The sequence below is a fragment of the Aureimonas psammosilenae genome, assembly GCF_009176975.1.
GTDB classification, from domain to species: Bacteria; Pseudomonadota; Alphaproteobacteria; order Rhizobiales; family Rhizobiaceae; genus Plantimonas; species Plantimonas psammosilenae.
In genome coordinates this window covers 63,582-84,277 of the sequence record NZ_WEZG01000008.1, presented here as the reverse complement: position 1 = coordinate 84,277, position 20,696 = coordinate 63,582, and the positions used below count along the sequence as shown (strand labels likewise).

The following is a 20,696-nucleotide window of genomic DNA, read 5'->3' as shown; positions in this document are numbered from 1 at the left end:
ATTCAGCCGAATCGCCCTCCCCTTCCCAATCGGCTGGTCGCGGGCCTCGCCATCGTCGGGTCGCTTGTGGCCCTCGCTCTTTTGTCGCTTGTCTGGACGCCGGCTTCCCCGACCCGCATGGCCATCTCCCAAAAGCTCCTGCCGCCGCTGGAGGGCGGGCTTCTCGGCACCGATCATTACGGCCGCGATGTCGCGTCCATTCTGATGGTCGGCGCGCAGAACTCGCTTCTCGTCGCGGGAGTCGCGGTGACGCTCGGGGCGGTCGTCGGCATCTTTCTTGGGCTCACCGTCGCGGCGCGGCGAGGCATCCTGGAAGCGATCGTGATGCGCGTCTGCGACGTCGTCTTCGCCTTCCCGCCGATCGTGTCGGCGATGATGCTCGGCGCCCTGATGGGACCCGGCCGCCTCACCGCGATCCTTGCCATCGCCACCTTCGGCGTTCCCGTCTTCGCGCGCATCGCGCATGGGGCCGCGCTCCGCATCTGGGCGCGGGACTATGTTCTGGCGGCGCGCGGGGCGGGCAAAGGCGCGTTCGGCATCACGCGCGACCATATCCTGCCCAATATCGCGGGCCTTCTCGTTGTTCACGTCACGATCCAGCTCGGCCTCGGCATTCTCGCCGAAGCGGGCTTGTCCTTTCTCGGCCTCGGCGCGCCCCCGCCGAGCCCAAGCTGGGGCCGGATGCTGGCGGACGCGCAGGAGCGGCTCGGCAGCGCGCCCTGGCTCGCGATCGCTCCGGGCGCTGCGATCGCGCTGGCGGTTCTCGGCCTGAACCTTCTGGGCGACGGTCTTCGCGATCTTCTCGATCCGCGTCGCGCGGGGGGTGGATGAAGACGCCTTTTCTGTCTGTAGAGGCGCTGGCGGTCGACATCCGCCAACCGGACGGCACGCGCCTTCGCGTTCTCGACGACATATCGTTTCACGTGGAACAAGGCGAAACGCTCGGCATCGTCGGGGAGTCCGGCTCGGGCAAGTCGATCCTGGCCCTGGCGGTGATCGGCCTCCTGCCATCGAATGCCGAGGCGACCGGCGCCGTTCGTCTCCACGGCCGACATCTCGTCGGCATCGGCGACCGGGCGCTGTCGCACGTGCGCGGACGCCGGATCGGCATGATCTTCCAGGAGCCCGCGACGGCGCTCAATCCCGCGATGCGCGTCGGCGACCAGATCGCGGAAGGTTTGAGAGCCGGCAGGGAACTGACGCGCGACCAGGCGCGGCGGCGCGCGCGCGAACTCCTGGACCGCGTCCGCATTCCCGACGCCGCGCGGCGCTTTCAGGCCTATCCGCACGAGTTGTCGGGCGGCCAGCGCCAGCGGGTGACGATCGCCATCGCGCTCGGCTCCGAGCCCGAACTGTTGATCGCCGACGAGCCGACCACGGCGCTGGACGTCACCGTTCAGGCCGAAATCATCGATCTCCTGGCCGAACTGGTGCGCGAAAGGACGATGGCGCTGATCCTCGTCAGCCACGATCTCGGGCTCGTGGCGCAAGCGACCGAGCGCATGCTCGTGCTTTATGCCGGCACTCGGATGGAGGAAGGCCGGAGCCTCGATCTCGTCCGCCGCCCGTCGAACCCCTACACGGCAGGGCTGCTCCGGTCCGTGCCGCGCCGCCCTCCCCCCGGCGGGCGCTTGTTCACGATTTCCGGCACCGTCCCCTCGCCGGCCGCCCTGCCCCCCGGTTGCCGCTTCGCCCCGCGCTGTCCGGCCCATATTCCGCAATGCGACGCCGGGGAGCCCGTCTGGCAAAAGGCCGGCAAAAGGCGGGGCCTGCGCTGCATCCGAGCCGAGCCCGGAACACCGGCCCCATGAGCGCCGCGCCCATCCTGCGGCTCCAAGATTTGGTGCGCGATTATCGCGGCGGGCTTCTCGGTCGAGGCGAAGCCCATCGCGCGCTGGACGGCGTTTCGCTGGAACTGGAGCCCGGCACCATCTTGGGCATCGTCGGGGAAAGCGGCAGCGGCAAGACCACGCTCGCGCGCATCGCCGCCGCGCTCGACCGTCCGACTTCCGGAAAAGTGTATCTTGCCGGCGAAGACATCCTCGCCTTGACGCCTCGCGAACTCGTTCGCCGTCGGGCCCGGTTCCAGATGGTGTTCCAGGACCCCCAAGGCTCGCTGAACCCGCGCCGCCGGATCGGCTGGTCAGTCGCCGAGCCGCTCGATCTTCTGCGCCCCCGTCTTGACCGGCCGGAGCGCGAAGCGCGGGTCGCGCAAATGCTGGAAGCGGTCGGCCTTCGCCCGGCCGATGCCGCCCGCGCCCCGCACGAGTTCTCCGGCGGCCAGCGCCAGCGCATCGCGGTCGCCCGCGCGCTCGTCACACAGCCGGACCTCGTGATCGCCGACGAAGCCGTCTCGGCGCTCGACCTTTCCGTTCAGGCGCAGATCCTGAACCTCGTCCTCGACCTGCGCGAGCGCTTCGGCACGGCCTTCCTCTTCATCACCCACAATCTTTCGGTGGTGGATGCGATCTGCGACCGCGTGGGGGTCATGTATCAGGGCCGGATCGTGGAAAGCGGCGGGGCGGACGCTGTCTTCCGGCACCCGTTGCATCCCTATACGCGCCTGCTTCTCGATGCCGAGCCTTCGTTGGACAAACCGGTGAAGAAGCGGCGACGTGTTTCCCTGCCCTTCCCCGACGAGCCGGTGGACTGGGCGGGGTGCGCCTTCCGTTCCCGGTGCCCGCTTGCCACGGAACGCTGTCGCCGCGAAACGCCAGTCTTGAGAGCGCTCGGGGATGGCGGACGCTTGGCGGCTTGTCACCATGCTGAAGCGATGTAGCCCACCCATCGCGACGACGTTGAAGCGCCCACGCCAGCCAATGCGATCATTTCTGTCGACACAATGAATGCAAGATGGCAGGATGATTCTCGTTCATTCCCTCTCGCGGTGCGAGCACGGGCGGCTGACATAACTTTCCCGAGGATTTCGCAATGAAGGCTTCCATCTTTTCCGGCGTCGTCCCCGCGCTGATGACACCTTGCCTTCCCGACCGGACGCCGGATTACGAGACCTTGGTGCGAACGGGCCGCGAACTGATCGCCGCCGGCATGTCCGCCGTGGTTTATTGCGGCTCGATGGGAGATTGGCCTCTCCTCACCGACGCGCAGCGCATGGAAGGCGTGAAGCGCCTGGCGGAAGCCGGCATCCCGGTGATCGTCGGCACCGGCGCGGTGAACACCGCCTCGGCCGTCGCCCACGCCGCCCATGCGGCGAAAGTCGGCGCCAGGGGCCTGATGGTGATCCCGCGCGTTCTGTCGCGCGGCTCCTCGGCGCAGGCGCAGCGGGCGCATTTCAAGGCGGTTCTGTCTGCCGCGCCCGATCTGCCGGCCGTGATCTACAACAGCCCTTATTACGGCTTCGCCACCCGTGCCGATCTGTTCTTCGCGCTGCGCGCCGAACATCCGAACCTCGTTGGCTTCAAGGAGTTCGGCGGCCCGGCCGATCTTCGCTATGCGGCCGAAAACATCACGAGCCGCGACGACGACGTAACGCTGATGGTCGGCGTCGACACGGCCGTCTTCCACGGCTTCGTGAATTGCGGGGCGACCGGCGCGATCACTGGCATCGGCAATGTTCTGCCGCGCGAAGTGCTGCATCTCTGCACCCTGTCTGCCGCGGCGGCGGAGGGCGATGCGCTGGCGCGTCGGCGGGCGCTGGAACTCGAAGCCGCCCTCGCCGTCCTGTCGTCCTTCGACGAAGGGGCCGATCTCGTTCTCTTCTACAAGCACATGATGGTGCTGAAGGGACATGCCGAGTACCGCCTCCATTTCAACGAGACGGATGCGCTCTCGGACAGCCAGCGCGGTTATGCGGAAGCGCAGTTGAAGCTTTTCGACGCATGGTACGGCGAATGGAGCCAGGAACTGGCCGAGGCAGCCCCGAAGCTCGCGGCCGCCTGAAACTTCCGAGGCGCCGCGTCAGGTCGCGGCGCCGTTTTCCAGAAGGCGGTCCAGAAGCGCGATCTCGGCGGAAACAAGGGCGATGCCCTCTGCCTTCGATCGCGCTCTTGCCATGAAGCGCCGCTGTGAGGGCAGCCGCGCGCCCTGCCCGAGGATCGCGTCGAACAGACTTTCCGCCCGTGCGAAGGGATCGCCGGCGCGGTTTCCGGCGAAGATTTTTGGCGAGAAGGCGAGGATCAACTCGCCGTGCATCGGGGCGAGCGTCGTGGTGCCTAGCTTGTCCAAAGCTTCCCGGCTCGTCAGGTCGCCGATCATGATGCCCGCCAGAAGCTCGATCATCGTGCCGATGGCCGAACCCTTATGGCCGCCGAAGGGCAGCATCGCGCCGCCGAGCGCCTTTTCCGGATCGATTGTCGGCTGCCCGTCCACGTCCACCGCCCAACCTTCGGGGAGCCGCTCGCCGGCCCGGCGTTTCAGCTCGATCTCGCCGCGCGCGGCCACCGAGGTTGCGAAATCGAAGACGTAAGGATCGCCGGCTCCGCGCGGCCAGCCGAAGGCGATCGGGTTGGTGCCGAGAAGCGCCCGGTTGCCGCCCGCCGGCGCGACCGTGGAATAGCTCGGGCACATGGCGAGGCCCGCGAGCCCCTGCCCCGTCAAGGCTTCGACTTCCGGCCAGAGAGCCGAGAAATGGGTGCAGTCGTTGATAACGAGAGCGGCAAGGCCGAGCCGCCGCGCGCGCTCCGCCAGAGCCGGGAGACCGAGCGCGAAGGCCGGCGGCGAGAAGCCTTGCTGAGCGTCGACGCGCACGATGGCCGTCCCGTCGTCGGCCATGAGTTCCGGCACGGCGTTCGGATTTACCTTGCCCGCCGCCACCGTTCGCAGGACGCCTTCGATCCGGTAGATGCCGTGAGACTTCGCCCCGTCCCGCTCACCCGCCGTGACGACCCGCGCCACCGCGCCCGCCTGGACCGCGTTCAACCCCGCCTTCGCTAGGATCGCCTCCACCCGCGCGGTGAGTTCATCGACGGTGAAGAAAGTCGTGTCGCCCATCTGTCAATGGCCTTCCGATCCTGGCGTGATCTTCAATTCATAAGACGGGTCGAGACGGATGGAAACCGCCGTACCCGCCTGGCACTGGGATGATATCGTCGTCAGCTCGTCGCTCGCAGGGCAGCCCGGCCCGTTCCACAAACCACCCGGCTGTGTCCACTGCCATCGGGCTACCTTCAATGTGGTTGTCAGCGGACAACCGGTGCAGCGAGATGATCCGGCTTCATCCGATGCTGTTTTCGGTGAGCATCATTGCGTCGACTTTCTCGATCTGAGTTTCGCGCGGACAGGGTTCGAGCCGATGTCCCCGGCAGGCTTACCGAGCCGTTGTCGTCATAGACGCGGCCGACCTATCTATGCTGCGATCGAGGGTCGCTGCTGCGACGAACGGCCGAACGATGAGAGTGGAAACGCGTGATGAGCGATGACGGCGAACAACTGCCGCCCAAAACCAAGCTCACGACCACGAAGGAGCGTTGGGCCGGCGAAGGGCGATTTCTGACGGGACGCGGCGCGGCGCGAGAAAGCGAACGCCTGCCGCCCGGCCAGCATCTGGTGCGCGATTGGCCGGTGCTCGATCTTGGCCTGAAACCCGATCTGTCGCCGCAGACGTGGCGGCTTCGAATGGACGGCGCGGTGGAGACTCCGTTGAGCTGGAGCCACGCCGATCTCATGGCTCAGCCGCAAACGGAATCGGTGTCCGATATCCACTGCGTGACGACATGGTCGCGATACGACAATCGCTGGAACGGCGTTGCGACATCCGATCTTATCGCGCAGTTGCAGCTATGGCCGGGCGCGCGCTTCGTGCGTCTTCATTCCTATGACGGCTATACCACCAATCTGGACCTAGAAGACTTTCTGGCAGAGGGCGCGATGCTGGTCCATTCCTGGGAAGGCCGGCCGCTGACCCTCGACCATGGCGGGCCGGTGCGTCTCGTGGTGCCGCATCTTTATTTTTGGAAAAGCGCCAAGTGGCTGAAGCGCATCGAGTTCGCAGTGGCGGACAAGCCGGGCTTCTGGGAAGTGCGCGGCTACCACAATCGCGGTGACCCCTGGGGCGAAGAACGCTACGACGAGTGATCGCGCGCGTCCGTCATGCGACCAGAAAGCCCTTCGGCCCCTCGCATGGAAGCCTTTCCCGGAGCTTGGGGCCCCGAGCAACGCTTTATTGACCCATCTTGCGACTCGTTGCGAATCGTGACCATTATGCCAGACGGAAACAAGGCGTCTGACGCTCTAATTCCGTCTGAAAGATGGAAGTCATGTCCGCCTTGAAAGCCGTCGCGCCCAACCATCCGCCTTCCGCCGCCGACCGCATCGCGCGGCATGCGGAGATTCTGTCGTCGCAACTGCGCTCCATGCGCGATGCCATGTTTCCACCGACTGCGCAAAAGACGCTGCGCAGTTTTTCGTCCGGCGAAGTCGCCCGGTTCGTCGGCGTCTCAGACGGCTATCTTCGTCAGCTTTCGCTGGACGGGCTCGGGCCTGTCCCGGCTTTGTCGGGCGGTGGCCGGCGGTCCTACAGCCTCGAACAGGTCAACGAACTGCGCCGCTTTCTGTCCGGTCACCGCCCGAAGGAAGCTTTGTCGTTTCTGCCGCGCCGGCGCGAGCACGAGAAGCTGCAGGTCATCGCGGTCGCCAACTTCAAGGGCGGCTCGGCGAAGACGACTTCCTCGCTTTATCTCGCGCAATATCTGGCGCTGCACGGTTATCGCGTTCTGGCCGTCGATCTCGACCCGCAGGCGTCTTTGTCGGCGATGTTCGGACACCAGCCGGAATTCGACATCGGCGAGAACGAGACGCTTTACGGGGCGATCCGCTACGACGGCGACCGCAGGTCGATGCGTGAAGTGATCCGCCCGACCTATTTCGACGGCATCGATCTCGTGCCCGGCAATCTGGAACTGATGGAGTTCGAGCACGAAACGCCACGTGCCATGATGCAGGGCGGGCGGGGGAAGGACGTCTTTTTCCGCCGCGTCGCCGGTGCCATTGCGGAGGTCGAGGCCGATTACGACGTGGTGGTGGTGGACTGCCCGCCGCAACTCGGCTTCCTGACCGTCGGCGCGCTGAATGCTGCGACGGCGATGCTGGTGACGATCCACCCGCAGATGGTGGATGTGGCGTCGATGAGCCAGTTCCTCCTGATGACCGCCGACCTGATGTCGGTGATCGAGGATGCGGGCGGGCGGCTCGATCTCGATTTCGTGCGCTATGTCGTGACGCGCCATGATCCGAACGATGTTCCCGAAGCGCAGATCGTCGCGCTTCTGCGCGGGCTCTTCGCCGATGACGTCTTGGCGGCGACCGCCTGGAAATCCACCGCCATTGCCAATGCCGGTCTCACCAAGCAGTCGCTTTACGAACTCGATCGCGGGGCCGTTGGACGCTCCGCCTATGATCGCGCCCTCGACAGCATGAATGCCGTCAACGGCGAGATCGAGGGGTTGATCGGGAAGGCGTGGGCCCGATGAACAAGAGGTCGAAATCCATCGCCTCGATCTTCGCGACGCGGCCGGAAGAACCGGAGTTGTCGGCTGACAACCCGTCGCGCACGGCGCGCGTGTCGGCGGGTTCGGTGCGCTCGATGAAGGAAAGCTTCTCGCATGTCGAGCGCGAGAACGAGGCGCTGCGCCAGAGCCTCGCGGACGGCGTTCGCATCGTGGAGGTCGATCCGTCGCTGATCGATCCGTCGCCCTTCGCCGACCGTTTTCCGGACGACGAGGATGCCTCCTCCTTCGAGGCGTTGAAGAATTCGATCGCGGAGCGCGGGCAGGAAGTGCCCGTGCTTCTCCGCGTCCACCCCAAAGATCATACGCGTTACCAGACCGCGTTCGGTCACCGGCGGGTGAGGGCGCTTGGGAGCCTGAAGCGCCCGGTGCGCGCGCTGGTGCGCGAACTCGACGACGAGGCTCTGGCCGTGGCGCAGGGTCTGGAGAACTCCGCGCGCCAGGATCTGACCTTCATCGAGCGCGCGGTTTTCGCTAAGCGTCTGGAAGATCGCGGCCAAAGCCGTGTCGTGATTCAGCACGCCTTGACGGTCGACAAGGCCGAAGCATCGAAGCTGATCACTATTGCCAGGGCGATGCCGGACGAGGTGCTGCGCTATGTCGGACGGGCGCCGAAGGTCGGGCGCGGACGCTGGCAGTCGCTGGCGGAAGCGCTGAAGGGGGAGGGCGCCGCGACGCGCGTTTCACGGTTTGTCGCCGAGCCGCCGGCTTCCGGAACTGACTCCGATGCGCGCTTCGCCGCCGTTCTGGAGGCGACGCGCGACACGCGCCCGGCGGCTCCCGTCGAGCGCACGGTTCTTTCCACGTCGGGACGCCGCATCGCTGCCCTCATCTCGATCGGGCGGGATGCGAAACTGACGATCGATCGCGAACTCGGCCCTTCCTTCGCCGATTTCCTCGCGGAGCGCCTACCGGCGCTTTACGAGGATTTCGTCGCGCGGGAGGGCGAGCCAGACCGTTCGGGCACCAAGCCCGCGCGGAAGAAGCAACGCAACTAAAGGGATCAACCGGCAAAAGAAAAAGCTCCCGAAACTCTCGTCCCGGAAGCCTTCTCGTCGTCTAGCAACTCGAGAATCGCATTTCCGCGAATCACTGTCAAGCGATGGACGCCGTTCCGGCGAGCGGATTTCTTTGCCCTGAGATGAGGCAAAGACATGGAAACCCATCTATCGGCGACGCCCTTCGGGCGGCGGTCGATGACGCTCGGCATGGTCGCGGCGCAGATGCGCGCCGAGAACTGCCCGCCGAACGCGCGCGTCGGCAAATGGCCGATCTTCCGCGCTATCTGCGAGGCGAAGGAAACGTTCGGTCTCGGTGACCGGGCTCTCGCCGTTCTCAGCGCCCTGATCTCCTTCCTGCCGGGCGACGAGCTTTGCGCCGAGGACGATCTCGTCGTGTTTCCGTCGAACCGGCAATTGTCGCTACGCGCCCATGGCATGGCGCCCGCCACGCTGCGCCGGCACCTCGCCGTGCTGGTGGGAGCCGGCTTGCTGATCCGTCGCGACAGCCCGAACGGAAAGCGCTACGCCCGCAAAGGCGAAGAGGGGGCGATCGAGCGGGCTTTCGGCTTCGATCTGCGGGCCATCCTCGCCCGCGTGGACGAGATCCAGGCGGCGGCCGAAGCGGCCACTCGCGCCCGCCGAGAACTTTTGGCCCTGCGTGAGACCGTAACCATCCTGCGGCGAGAGATCGTCAAGTCGATCGCGGTTGGGGAGACGTCGGGCATTTCTCTCGACTGGATGGGACTACGTTCCCGCTATCTGACGATCGCGGCGGCCATTCCGCGCAACGGCGATCGCGAACGGCTGCGTGTCTCGGCAGATGCCCTCGCGGACCTCGCGACCGAACTGCGCAACATCCTCGAAAATCTCGTGAATTCCTCAGATTCAAGCGCCAATGAGTCTCAAACTGAGCGCCACATACAAGATTCAAAACCCAAACCCTTAAATGAATCTGAACCTCGCCCAGAAAAGAGCGGGGTGCTGGGCGCAGCGCCCGAGCCGCCAAGGCCGCGGCTGACGGAAAAGACCTATCCCCTCGGCATGGTGCTTCAGGCTTGTCCGGATATCGCCGATTACGCGCGGGGCGGCGTGGCGAACTGGCAGGACCTCGCAAGCGCCGCGAAACTGGTGCGGCCGATGCTGGGGATCAGCGCCGATGCCTGGGAAGAAGCCTCGACGGTCATGGGTGAGGGGCAGGCGAGCGTGGTTCTGGCCTGCATCCTTCAGCGCGGCGAGGCGATCGGTTCGGCGGGAGGTTATCTGCGCTGCCTGACGCGAAAAGCACGAGACGGCGAATTCTCGCTCGGGCCGGTGCTGATGGCGCTTCTCGCCAAGCGTCGGCGAAGCGAAGAGGCGAGAATACCGGCATGATGGCTGACCCGACGACGATCGAACGAGATAAGCCGGCGAAGTTCCGTTCAAACGGCCGGAAGGCGACTTGCAAGGTCGAGCGTTTGGAGCGCGTCATAGGCGGCGAGAACGGTCGCGCTCTGCGCCGCGTGGGCAGCGGCGAAACCCGGACCCTGGATCGTTTCATCGGGATATTCGGTGATGAGCGTCATCGGGGGCGCGTATCGATCGTCCTGCGAGATCGAACAAGGGAAGCCGTCGAGAAGCGCGAAGCCGGGCTCGCCGGAATGGGCGCGGTAGAGTGCGAGTTGGGCTTGGTTGAAGGCCATGAGGCCGGGCAGGCGCGAAAGGCGTTGTGTCACCGTCCTCATCAGCGCTTCGGCCGGAGCTTCCCAGCCCATGTGGTAACGCATGATCAGGAAAAAGCCTCTCGGCAATGTCCAGGACCCAAAACCCTGCGGCACGTAGCCGGACAAGGGCCGCGTCCATTCATGCGCCGGGTAGCCGTGAAGATTGACGTGAAGAAGCGTCTGCACGCGCCGTTCCGCATCAGTGCGGATCGCCCTCTCATGCGGATCGTCACCGGCACGGACGTCCAGATCATCACCGAAGGCGGTGTAGCGCGCCGCGTGGTGCATATGGCGCGGATTGTCCTGAGAAAGGCGCAGGTGCAGCGCCTGTCCGTCCGGGTTCTCGGCGGGCGAGACGGTGAAATGCGCGTTCGGCCTCGCCGCCAGCACCTTCGCCGCGCGCAAGGCGCCGACGATGCCGCTCGCCTCGTTCGCATGCTGTCCGCCGGAAATCATGACAGCGCGGTCGGACCCCTCCCGATACCGCGCCCGAACCGTTCGCCCTGCTCTCGACCGGGCTTCGAAGGCGAGGCCGCTGATCTCTTCGAGTTCGCGCGCGACTGCTTGGGCCGACAAGGGACCCGCAGCTTCTTCGGCAGGTCCCGCGTTGCCCGGTGGTTCATCGGTGGAAAGTGGGCGGGTTTCGATGCGAAGGGTCAAGTGGCCGGGGGCAAAGGTAACCTCCGGCACGATCTGGCCGGGGCGCATGTCGCGCGCGTCGCGCGTCAGCCCCCGGCGATGGCCGAAGAGTTCCAGGATCGAAAAGTAAAGGTCCTCGTGCAAGGCTTCCCCAAGGCTCACGCATTCCTCGCCGACGGGAAGGCGCCGCTCGGCGAAGGGCAGGGTGGCGCGAAGGTTCAGTTCGGCGAAGAAGGGTTCAGCGTCTCCCCAGTCATGGGCGGAGACTGCGGCCATCGCTGCCGCGAAAAGCTGCTCGAAATCCGTTTCCAGCCGCTCGCCCCCGCTTGTTGCATCGACGCGGAGCCAGCCTGTCGGGGAAAGCAGCACCGTGCCATATGGGTCGACATGCGTGCGGTTCGGCGCAAGAATGCGTGTCCGGCTTTCGTGCCCGTTCCGCCATCGAAGATGGACGTCGTAGGCAAGGTCGAGCGTCTCGTTCGCCTCGAAGATCAATCGAGCGTTTCCGATGAGCGCCGCCAGCGGATAGGCTTCGAGACGAAAGCGGTTCGGCGCGGCGGCCGGATGCACCGGATAGCGAAGGACGATCTGGTCGAGGCCCTCGCGCTCCACCTCCTCGAGGAAGAAGTGGAGGAGCGGCTTATAGGCGGAGCGGATGCGGGCCTTAACCCCGACGCACGCCAAGCGTGCTTCCGCCGCGCGGCGGGTGGGGGCGTCGTCGAAAGTCCAGGCTTGGAGTTTCGAGCCGTCCGCGTCCTGTGTTTCGAAACGGTCGAGAAGCGTCTCGATCGTTCGGGGGAAGGTCGTATCCAGAAGAAGCGTCATCGCGGTTCAAATTGGCGACACGATGCGACGGTCGCATCGATAGCTTGTCAACGAAGACTGCGGAGAGGGGATGGCTAACGGGCCGCGGCCGCTTCGTCCCGCAAGGTTCCGCCGGCATGGCGCGGGGGTAGGCGGTCGCCTTCCCCGAACAGGCGATGGCGCAGGGTGCCCGTACGGTAAGCGGCCTTGTAGAGGCCGCGTTCCTGAAGGGCCGGCACCACGAAGCGCACGAAATCGTGCCAGCATTCGGGCGTCACCGTGCGGGTGAGGTTGAAGCCGTCGATCTCGCCTTCCTCGGCCCAGCGCCCGAGTTCGGCGGCGACCGTTTTGCCCGACCCGACCACCAGCGGATAACGGCTGTCGAGCCTGGAGGCTTCGAGAAGCTGACGCCTGGTCAGGCCCTTCTGGCGCGCCGCCGCCGTTGTCGACTGGATCGCGTTGGTCGGGCCATAGGAAATCTCGTCGTCGAGCCCGTAGCGCGAAAAGTCGATGCCGCTCCCCGCCGCGAAATGGGCGAGCGCGGCTTCCGGACTGGCATGGGTGACGTAATCGGCAAGCCGATCCTGGGCGTCTTCATCCGTTTGCCCGGTGACGACGCTCATCCCGACGAGGATGCGGATATCGTCCGGGCGACGCCCGGCGGCCACCACCGCCTCGCGCAACTGGCGGGAGGTGCGGCGCGCGGCTTCCGGGTCCGATGCGCCGATGAACACGCATTCGGCATGGCGGGCGGCGAAACGCTGGCCCCGGCCCGAGGTGCCGGCCTGGAAGATCACCGGCGTTCGTTGCGGGGAGGGCTCGGAAAGGTGGAAGCCGTGGCTTTGATAGAAGGGGCCGTCGTGCCGGATTTCGTGGATTTTCGACGGGTCGGCATAAAGGCGGGCGGGTTTGTCGCGCTTCACCGCCCCGTCTTCCCAACTCGTTTCCCAAAGCTTGTAGAGAAGTTCGAGGTAATCGTCGGCCCGGTCGTAGCGCTCGTCATGTTCGCGCATCGCGTCGCGCCCCACCGCGCGGGCGGCGCTGTCGAGATAGCCGGTCACGACGTTCCAGCCGATCCGGCCCTCCGTCAGGTGATCGAGCGTCGAGAAGCGGCGGGCGAAGGTATAGGGATGCTCGACGGCGGTGTTCACCGTGACGCCGAAGCCGAGCCCCTCCGTCACCGCCGCCATGGCCGGCACGAGAAGGGTCGGGTCGTTCACCGGAAGCTGGATGGCTTCGCGCGCGGTGAGATCGATCGATCCGCCATAGACATCGTAGACCCCGACGATGTCGGCGATGAACATCGCGTCGAACAGTCCTCCCTCCAGAACCTTCGCCAGATCCGTCCAGTGGGAGAGTTTGGCGTAATCCACCGAGCGGTCGCGCGGATGCGTCCAAAGCCCATGATTGATGTGGCCGACGCAGTTCATGCTGAAGGCGTTGAGAATAAGTTCCTTGCGCGCGCTCAATGGATCGCTTTCTCGAATGGCGCCGTGGCCGGGCGGGCGCTCGCCGGTGCGAGGATATCGGTCGACGGGGCGATATTTCCACCGGGGATCGCGCGGGGTTCGACGGCCGATGGCACGGACATTCGTTTCGATACAGCCTCGGTCGAGGGGTGGATCGACGCCGACGATCACCGTCGGGCGACCGATCGACGAATATCCTGGGGGCGACGTCGAGGCGGCGGTGCGCGATATCCGCCGCGAGCGCTTCGTGAACGGTCTGACCAAACGGTAGGATCAAACCCGCGCGAGGCGTTCGAGAATGAGACCTTCCTGCTCGGCCTTGATGGCGGCCACTTCCATCGAGGCCGTGGTGAAGTCGGCGGCCGCCCGGCGCGTCGGTGCGGTGCCGGGAAGGCCGGCCTTCGCGCCGATATGCTTCTCGAAGGGGAGGGACCGGAATAGCGCCGGGTCGGCCGACACGTCGAAAAGCGGGCGGTAGCCGAGCGACAGATACAGCGCGACGGCTTCGGGCTGGCGAAAACCGGTGGTGAGATAAGCGCGGGTGTATCCAAGGGCTGCCGCGCTTTCTTCCAGCGCTGCGACCACGCGGCGGGCAAGGCCCTGTCGCCGCAGATCTGCATGGGTCCAGATGCGCTTCAGCTCGGCGGTGTCGTCGTCATGACTCATGAAGGCCCCGCCGCCGATCGTTTCGCCGTTTCGTTGGAGAAGCAGGAAGTCGCCGAGCGGTGGCACGAAGGCTGCCGCCGGGTAGCGCTCGATCTCGGATCGTGCTCCGCCCGGCCGATCAATGCCGTAGCGGCGCGCGGACTCGGCGACGAGCCCTTCGATCAGGGCTTCAGCTTCGACGGCGAGCGGCGAGGAACGAAGAAGACGGTCGGCCATCCCGCGTTTCCCGTCAGGCCGCGGCTCGGCGCGGAACGGCGGCGATCAGCTCGATGGAGCGCAGTCGGTCTGCCCGGTCGGCGATCGGGGAGTCGAGCACGAACTCGGTGACGCCGTGCCGGCGGGCGAGGCCCCCAAGCGCGGCATGGATATCGTCGGGCGTGCCGGCCAGAACCTCGGGCCGGCGTTCCTCGACCTTGATCGGGCGGACGCCGAGTTGGCGCGCATATTCCTCGGCGGCGTCGAGGCTGCCGAGATTCACCGCCTGCCCACCCGGCAGATGGAGCTTGAACACCTTGTAGTCCGCCGCCGCGCGGGCTTCCTCGCGCGTCGGCGCGGCGATGGCGGTGACGGCCAGGATCGGTTGAGGGCCGGCGATGCGCGCGGCGGCAAGGCTGCGTTCGATGGCGTTCGCGTCGCCGTCGTGGTGCCCGGCATGGACGAAGCCCCAGCCGAGTTCGGCGGCAAGGGCGGCGCTCGCTTCGCTCGCGCCGAGCAGAAAGCGCTCGGGAAGAACGGCGGCGCGGGGAAGGGCCTCGGCGCCCGCCAAGGGATGGCCTTCCGGGGCGGCGGCGGAAAGAAGAAGGTCGAGATCGCGCAGCTTGGCGTCGAAGGAATGTCGGGGTGTCGCAAGCTCGGCCTGCAGCGCCTTCGTGCCGAGTGGCAGCCCGCCGGGCGCCTTGCCGATGCCGAGATCGACGCGCCCCGGCGCGAGCGCCGACAGGACGCCGAAGAGTTCCGCCACCTTGAAGGGGCTGTAGTGCTGGAGAAGCACGCCGCCGGTGCCGATGCGGATGCGCCGGGTGCGGGCGAGGAGATGGCTGGCCAGAACTTCCGGGGCGGCGCTTGCCAGGGCATTCGTGCCGTGATGCTCGGCCACCCAGAAGCGATGGTAGCCGAGGCTGTCGGCGAGTTCGGCATAGGCAAGGCTCGTCGCCAGGGCCTCGCCGGCGCTCGTGCTGGGCGCGATCGGGCTCTTGTCGAGGATGCTGAGGCGATAGGTCATGGCCGACCCTCCCGGTTTTGCGCCTCGTGAAAGGCCGACATCGCTTGGCCCGGCACGAACCGCGCACCGGGCGCGGTCGATCTTATGCAAGCATCGCCGGGATCAGGAAGAATAATATATCAAAATAATGGACTAAAAAGCAAAATGCCGCCCCTCGATGGTTATGTAACCTCAAGTAACATTTTGATGCTTAGATTGTCGTCGCTTTGCTGAAGGGAATGGAGGCGCGGACGTGGCCGTCTACATCGTGACGTGGAATATGCATAAGGAGCGACCGAACTACCTGGGCGCGCGGGATGCGTTCCTGCGGCTTCTCGGCCGGTACGACAACATCGCGGACGGCGGGCTGGAAACCGTGCGCTGGATCTCGACCACTCAGACCGTCGATCAGGTCAGCGCGGTCCTGCAGCAGCGGCTCGACGGCAACGACCGCCTGTATGTCGCGGTCTTGAGCGCCGGGCACCATTACGGATGGCTGAACCATTCCGTCTGGGAATGGCTGAAGACGCACCAATGATCGTCATGCGACAGGCGTAGCGCACGAGGCGGCCGTGACGCTTTCCGAGATTCCGCAGGCGTAATTTCGCCTGCGCCCGGTACGGCGATGCCGGTTACGTTTTCCTCATTCCGGAAGGTGTAGGGTCCTCTGAATACGGGGGTTGTTCATGCCCAACAGCATCAGCCAGACCTACCGAAAGGTCGTCACGAGGGTCACGTTGCCGATCATGGGCATCGTGGGGTTGATGATCTGCGCGGTGATCGCCATGGCCATTTTCGTCGCGCATCGGCAAACCGAGGACGCGCTGGAGCGTCAACGCGAGCTGGCGCGCGGCATGATCGACATCCGCCTGGCCGAGCTGTCCAAGATCGTCGACGATTACGCGCACTGGGACGACGCGCTGAACAATCTCGCGATCCGTCCCGATCCCGCATGGGCCGACGACAATATCGGACCGACGATGCAGGCCCGCTACGGTGTCGACACGACATTCGTCATCGATCCGGCAGGGCGAACCACATACGGCATGACGAACGGGGCGAGGTCCATCCAGCCGGCTGACCGTATCATGTCCTCCGGCTTCGACGGGATATTGCTGAAGCGTGCGTCCGGCGGACCCGATGCCGTCGTGTCCGGTCTCGTTCTCGCCAACGGCCGTCCCGCTCTCGTCGCGGTCGCCCCGCTGCGATCATACGATAATCCGGTCGACGAAACGCGTGACCGGCGCAGCATCCTGGCTTTCGTCGATCTTCTCGACGACGAGCAACTGAACCACCTCTCCGGCATCTACCGCCTGCCCGATCTTCACATCGAGAGCGGCGGGACGGACCTACCTGCATCCGTCGTGGTCACGACCTCGGACGGCAAGGTCCCTGTCCGATTGGCCTGGACCGGCGACGATCCGGGCGGGCGTCTCCTGTCTAAGCTTCTGCCGCCGCTGCTGGTCCTTCTCGCCGCCTTCGCGGGCTTGATCTGCTTCGTTCTTCGCCAAGCGACGCTTCTTCTCAAGGATCTCCGCCGAACGGAAGAGCGGGCTTCGCGAGACCCTTTGACGAGCCTCCTGAACCGATCTGTCCTGATGCGGCATCTGGATGCGATGACGAGGACCGATGGAAAGGTCGAGCCGCACAGTCTTTTGTATCTCGATCTCGACGGTTTCAAAGCGGTCAACGACACGTTCGGGCATGAGGTTGGCGACGCGGTTCTTTGCGAGGCGACGCGCCGCATCGGTGCCGCGCTGCCGAAGAACGCCACCGCTTATCGGCTCGGCGGCGACGAGTTCGCCGTTCTCATGTTCTGCGACAACGATATCCCCGCGATCCGCAGCGCGGGCGCTCGGATCATTGTTGCGTTGAGCACGCCGATGGTGATCGGGGATCATCTTGTCCGCGTCGGAGCGACCATCGGCATCGCGATCGCCCCTCAGGACGGCGCCTCGCCGGTCGAGCTCATCCGCCATGCGGACGAAGCGCTCTATATCGGCAAGCGCGAAAGAAAGGGATCCGTGAGGTTCTACATGGGCAGCGTCGCCGACGATCGAAGCGGCATGGTCGCGACGAAGAACTGAGGTCGTCCGAGAGGCGTGACGGGAAGGGGCCTATGGTTCCGGAGCGGCTCCCGCACCTATCTGATGATCAAGCCGCGCTCGCGCGCCGTGGTCAGCGCCACGACCACGATGATGAAGATCCCGTAGACGAGGCTTTGCGCTTCGGCGCTGAAGCGCAGAGCCTGGATGGCGACGGGCACGAAGGCGACGGTGAGGGCGCCGAAGACGACGTTGATCGGGTTGGTTTGCCCGCCCGAGATCGAGGTTCCTCCCACCAGCGCCGCGGCGATGCCGGGCAGAAGAAGGGCGCTGCCGAGACCGCTCGCGGAGGCCGATCCCGCCTGCGCCAGGATCGCGATCCCGGCCAGACCCCCGGTGAAGCCTGAAATGGCGAAGGCGAGGATCTTCACTCGGCGGTTGGGCACGGCCGAAAGGATCGCGCCGATCTCGTTCTTGCCGATCGCGGTCATGTTCTGCCCAACCCGCGTGAGGCGCAGAAGAAGCCAGTAGAAAAGCGCGACCCCGACCCCGAGCCAGAAGGTCAGCGGCACGTTCAGCCATTGGACCTCGTAGAAGAACGTCACGAGCTCGCGGTTCTCGTCGACATAGATGGTGTTCGCGCCGCTGATCACGAGAACCGCCGTTTGCAGGATGCCGAGCGTTCCGAGCGTCAGAGCGAAGGAGGGCACCTGGGCATAGGCGACCACCGCGCCGTTGACGGCCCCGATCACCGTGACGAGGAAGAGCACGAGAAGAAGCGAGCCGACCCCGAGCGAAGACAAGGTGAGCGCGATCAGGATGGAGCTGAGAAGGCCGATCGCGGCGTTCGTCAGATCGATCGACCCGATATTGAGGATCATGGCTTGGCCGAGCGCGACGAGGAGGATCGGCGCGGCGGTGGCCGTGACGATCGAGATGCCGAAGGGCCCGAGATAGGAGGGGTTCAGGATCGACACCGCCAGAAGCATCGCCGCGAAGACGCAGACGGGGGCCAGGAGATGCCAGGACGCGTGGCGGCGAAGCCGGTCCAACGGCCGCTCGCCAGGGGAAGCGGCGAGGGCGGCGGTGGCGCTTGCGGGGGAGGTCGCGTTCCGGTGGGTCATACCATCTCCGCCACGATCGTTTGGAGCGACAGGTCGCTTCGCTGGGTGAGGTCGTGGCGGGCCGAAACCTCGCCGTCGCGAAGGACGACGATCTCGCTCGCCATTTCGAGAGCTTCCTCGATCGTGTCGGGAACGAGGATCACGGCGGCGCCGGCATCGCAGGCTCGGTGGATTTCCGCGTTCACGGCCTGCGCGGCGCCGACATCGAGCCCGCGCAACGGGTGGTCGAGGATCAGGACCTTCAAGGCGGCCGCGTTCAGCCACTTCGCCATCACCACCTTCTGCTGGTTCCCGCCGGAAAACTGGATCAGGGGCTTGGCGATGTCGTTCGGCCGCACGTCGAGCCGGTCGAACCAGCCCTGCGCGACCTCGTTCATGCGGCCGGGTCGCAGAAACGGGCCGGATGCGCCTTCGCCCGGATGGACGATGGCGATGTTGCGGGCGGCCGAGTAGCCGCCGATCATGCCCTCGGTCTTGCGCTCGGCGGGCACATAGGCGAGGCCCGCCGCGACGGCGCGGCGGATCGACCAGTGCGAAACGGGCCGACCGTCGATCTCGATCGAGCCCGCGTCGAAGCGCTCGGCGCCGAAGATGGTGCGCGCGACCTCGCCGCTTCCCGATCCGTTGGAGCCGACGAGAGCTGTGACCTGCCCTTTCCGCGCGGTGAAGGACACGTCGCGGAAATGCCCGTGGCGGGTGAGGCCGCGAACCACGAGCACGGGCTCGGCCTCGTCCAGCGAGGCGGCCTTCGCGCCCTTGCGGGCCTCGGCCGCATTTTCCACCATCGCGTCGAAGAGCTGCTGCTTGCTCGTGTCGGCGGTCTTCCGGTCGCTGACGAGCCGCCCGCTGCGCATGACGATGACGCGGTCGCAGATGCGCATGATCTCGTCGAGGCGGTGCGATACGAAGATGACGCTGGCGAATTCCTTCAGCTTGCGGATCTCGCGCTCCAGAACGGCGGCCTCGGCTTCTTCCAGAACGGCGGTCGGCTCGTCGAGGATGATCAGCGGCGTTTGGCTTGTCGCCCGGTCGACGCACACGGCGCGGGCGATCTCCACCATCTGGCGGTCCACGAAGGACAGGTCGCCGACGCGCGCGGTCGGGTCGAGGCGCACCCCGATCTTGCCGAGCACGTCGGCCGCTTCCCGGTTCAGGCGGCGCCAGTTCTGGATGCCGAGGCGGCTCAGGATGTCGGTCTTGCGGCTTTGCCGCCCGATATTCTCGGCCACCGTCAGGTTGGTGAAGAGCGATTGTTCCTGATGCACGACGCCGACGCCCGCACGCTGCGCGTCGTAGGGGCCGCGAAAATTGGCCTTCCTGCCGTTGATCTCCATGGTCCCGGTGTCGGGCTGCTCGATGCCCGCCAGGATCTTCAGAAGCGTCGACTTGCCGGCCCCGTTCTCGCCGACGAGGCCGACGACCTCGCCGCGCTGGATCGTCAGCGAGATCGAATCGACGGCCTTGACCTTGCCGAAGGTGCGGCCGACGCCCGACAGGGTCAGAACGGGCGGATGGGAGACGGCGCTCATTTTTCCACCTTCAAACGGCTGCGGTCCGGCCAGGCGACGGCGACGATGGCGATCAGCAGGATCGCGCCGAAGACACCCGACTGATAGTTCGGGTCGACGCCCGCAAGGACGAGCCCGTTGTTGAGGATGATCAGCAGCATGACGCCGAGCGCGGACTGCAGAACGCCGCCCTCGCCGCCTTTCAGGGCCGTGCCGCCGATCACGGCGGCCGGGATCACGGTGAAAAGCTGGCTGGAGCCGATATCGGGCGAGCCGGAGCCGAGCTGCATGGTGGCGAGGATGCCGGCGAGGCCGCTGAGGCCCCCGGCGATCGTGAAGGCGGCGATCTTGATCCGGTCCACCGCCATGCCGCCCGAGCGCGCGATCGTCTCGTTGTTGCCGATCGCCAGGATGCCGCGCCCGAGATAGGTGTAGCGCACGACGAGCGTGCCGATGACGACGGTCGCGAAGGCCAGCCAGAAGGCGTTCGGTAACCCGAGCGTCGGCGTGATGGGCCAACGCGCCAGTCCCTCGTCGGTCAGGCTCGGCAGAAGGCTGTTGCCGTAAAGAAGGATGGCGATGCCGAGCCCGACATACCAGGTGCCGAGCGTCACCACGAAGGAGGGCACCTTCAGCTTGGCGTAGATCAACCCCGTCAGGAGCCCGATGGCGAGACCGAGGCCGAGCGCCAGAACCCACGACCAGCCCGCCATGTCGAGATCGAGCCGGGTGTTGGGCGACAGAAGAATCCAGGCCATGCCGGAAGCGCCCATGACGCCCTGAACCGACAGGTCGATGGAGCCCATCTGAATGACGAGCGTCGTGCCGACCACGATGATCAGCGGGACGGACGCCTGGTAAAGGACGTTCTGCAGGTTCTCGATGCTGGAAAAGCGCGGGTTCAGAAACGAGAACGCCACGACAAGCACGAGAAGCGAAAGAAGAAGACCGCCCGACGCCTTCCAGCGCGCCGACAAGGCCGAGCGCGCCGCGCCCGCATGGCCGGGACCATGTTTAGGCATGAGGTTGGTGTCGCCATGCGCGAAGGACATGTCGTCTCCTTGCCGACGAAACGG

The 20,696-nt window shown here is 65.9% G+C and carries 18 protein-coding genes; 10 read left to right on the top strand and 8 right to left on the bottom strand.

The annotated features are described in order from the left end of the window. From F9929_RS15165 to F9929_RS15155, 4 genes are all read left to right on the top strand, one after another. Positions 1 to 831: an ABC transporter permease gene (locus F9929_RS15165; protein ID WP_407922242.1), complete on the top strand. Its 831-nt coding sequence runs from the start codon at positions 1 to 3 to the stop codon at positions 829 to 831. Continuing rightward, the gene (locus F9929_RS24065; RefSeq protein ID WP_193227781.1) at positions 828 to 1,811 is read left to right on the top strand and encodes an ABC transporter ATP-binding protein; all 984 of its coding nucleotides are present in this window, start codon (positions 828 to 830) and stop codon (positions 1,809 to 1,811) included. Before F9929_RS15165 ends, F9929_RS24065 begins: the two co-directional genes overlap by 4 nt. Beyond that, positions 1,808 to 2,779 (top strand): ABC transporter ATP-binding protein, encoded by a 972-nt coding sequence (locus F9929_RS24060; protein ID WP_193227780.1) that lies wholly within the window; start codon positions 1,808 to 1,810, stop codon positions 2,777 to 2,779. The genes F9929_RS24065 and F9929_RS24060 overlap by 4 nt, the downstream gene beginning before the upstream one ends. Positions 2,780 to 2,931: 152 nt before the next feature. Beyond that, positions 2,932 to 3,900, top strand: coding sequence for a dihydrodipicolinate synthase family protein (locus F9929_RS15155; RefSeq protein ID WP_152047429.1), 969 nt, complete (start codon positions 2,932 to 2,934; stop codon positions 3,898 to 3,900). 18 nt (positions 3,901 to 3,918) lie between these two features. Here the strand turns inward: F9929_RS15155 and F9929_RS15150 are convergent, their stop codons facing one another. Further along, positions 3,919 to 4,950: an Ldh family oxidoreductase gene (locus F9929_RS15150; RefSeq protein ID WP_152047428.1), complete on the bottom strand. Its 1,032-nt coding sequence runs from the start codon at positions 4,948 to 4,950 to the stop codon at positions 3,919 to 3,921. A gap of 417 nt (positions 4,951 to 5,367) precedes the next feature. Between F9929_RS15150 and F9929_RS15145 the strand changes: the two genes are divergently transcribed. From F9929_RS15145 to repC, 4 genes are all read left to right on the top strand, one after another. Continuing rightward, on the top strand, positions 5,368 to 6,033 hold the full coding sequence (locus F9929_RS15145) for a sulfite oxidase-like oxidoreductase (protein ID WP_152047427.1): 666 nt from the start codon (positions 5,368 to 5,370) through the stop codon (positions 6,031 to 6,033). 173 nt (positions 6,034 to 6,206) lie between these two features. After that, entirely contained in the window at positions 6,207 to 7,427 is a 1,221-nt protein-coding gene (repA, locus tag F9929_RS15140; protein WP_407922237.1) for a plasmid partitioning protein RepA, read from the top strand. Then, a complete protein-coding gene (gene repB, locus F9929_RS15135) occupies positions 7,424 to 8,461 on the top strand; it encodes a plasmid partitioning protein RepB (protein WP_152047425.1) in 1,038 nt (345 codons plus the stop codon). The genes repA and repB overlap by 4 nt, the downstream gene beginning before the upstream one ends. 156 nt (positions 8,462 to 8,617) lie before the next feature. Then, complete coding sequence (gene repC, locus F9929_RS15130) at positions 8,618 to 9,835, top strand: plasmid replication protein RepC (RefSeq protein WP_152047424.1); 1,218 nt, start codon at positions 8,618 to 8,620, stop codon at positions 9,833 to 9,835. 47 nt (positions 9,836 to 9,882) lie between these two features. Here repC and F9929_RS15125 read toward each other — a convergent pair whose 3' ends face one another. From F9929_RS15125 to F9929_RS15110, 4 genes are all read right to left on the bottom strand, one after another. Continuing rightward, a complete protein-coding gene (locus F9929_RS15125; protein ID WP_152047423.1) occupies positions 9,883 to 11,628 on the bottom strand; it encodes a M14 family metallopeptidase in 1,746 nt (581 codons plus the stop codon). Positions 11,629 to 11,702: 74 nt separating this feature from the next. Further along, on the bottom strand, positions 11,703 to 13,037 hold the full coding sequence (locus F9929_RS15120) for an LLM class flavin-dependent oxidoreductase (protein ID WP_152047518.1): 1,335 nt from the start codon (positions 13,035 to 13,037) through the stop codon (positions 11,703 to 11,705). A 312-nt stretch (positions 13,038 to 13,349) separates the two neighbouring features. Then, positions 13,350 to 13,958, bottom strand: coding sequence for a GNAT family N-acetyltransferase (locus F9929_RS15115; protein WP_152047422.1), 609 nt, complete (start codon positions 13,956 to 13,958; stop codon positions 13,350 to 13,352). A gap of 13 nt (positions 13,959 to 13,971) precedes the next feature. Next, positions 13,972 to 14,964 carry an MsnO8 family LLM class oxidoreductase gene (locus F9929_RS15110; protein WP_152047421.1) on the bottom strand — a complete coding sequence of 331 codons (993 nt, stop codon included), beginning with the start codon at positions 14,962 to 14,964 and terminating at the stop codon, positions 13,972 to 13,974. 232 nt (positions 14,965 to 15,196) lie between these two features. On the opposite strand from F9929_RS15110, the gene F9929_RS15105 reads away from it, so the two are divergent. Beyond that, positions 15,197 to 15,481 (top strand): hypothetical protein, encoded by a 285-nt coding sequence (locus F9929_RS15105; protein ID WP_152047420.1) that lies wholly within the window; start codon positions 15,197 to 15,199, stop codon positions 15,479 to 15,481. A gap of 148 nt (positions 15,482 to 15,629) precedes the next feature. Next, a complete protein-coding gene (locus tag F9929_RS15100; protein WP_152047419.1) occupies positions 15,630 to 17,030 on the top strand; it encodes a diguanylate cyclase domain-containing protein in 1,401 nt (466 codons plus the stop codon). Positions 17,031 to 17,086: 56 nt separating this feature from the next. Here the strand turns inward: F9929_RS15100 and F9929_RS15095 are convergent, their stop codons facing one another. Genes F9929_RS15095 through F9929_RS15085 form a run of 3 tightly spaced genes read right to left on the bottom strand, consistent with a single transcriptional unit; the run spans position 17,087 to position 20,672 of the window. Next, positions 17,087 to 18,112 (bottom strand): ABC transporter permease, encoded by a 1,026-nt coding sequence (locus F9929_RS15095; RefSeq protein WP_152047418.1) that lies wholly within the window; start codon positions 18,110 to 18,112, stop codon positions 17,087 to 17,089. Beyond that, a complete protein-coding gene (locus F9929_RS15090; RefSeq protein ID WP_152047417.1) occupies positions 18,109 to 19,641 on the bottom strand; it encodes a sugar ABC transporter ATP-binding protein in 1,533 nt (510 codons plus the stop codon). Before F9929_RS15090 ends, F9929_RS15095 begins: the two co-directional genes overlap by 4 nt. Then, on the bottom strand, positions 19,638 to 20,672 hold the full coding sequence (locus F9929_RS15085) for an ABC transporter permease (RefSeq protein ID WP_152047416.1): 1,035 nt from the start codon (positions 20,670 to 20,672) through the stop codon (positions 19,638 to 19,640). Before F9929_RS15085 ends, F9929_RS15090 begins: the two co-directional genes overlap by 4 nt. Between the last annotated feature and the right edge of the window lie 24 nt (positions 20,673 to 20,696).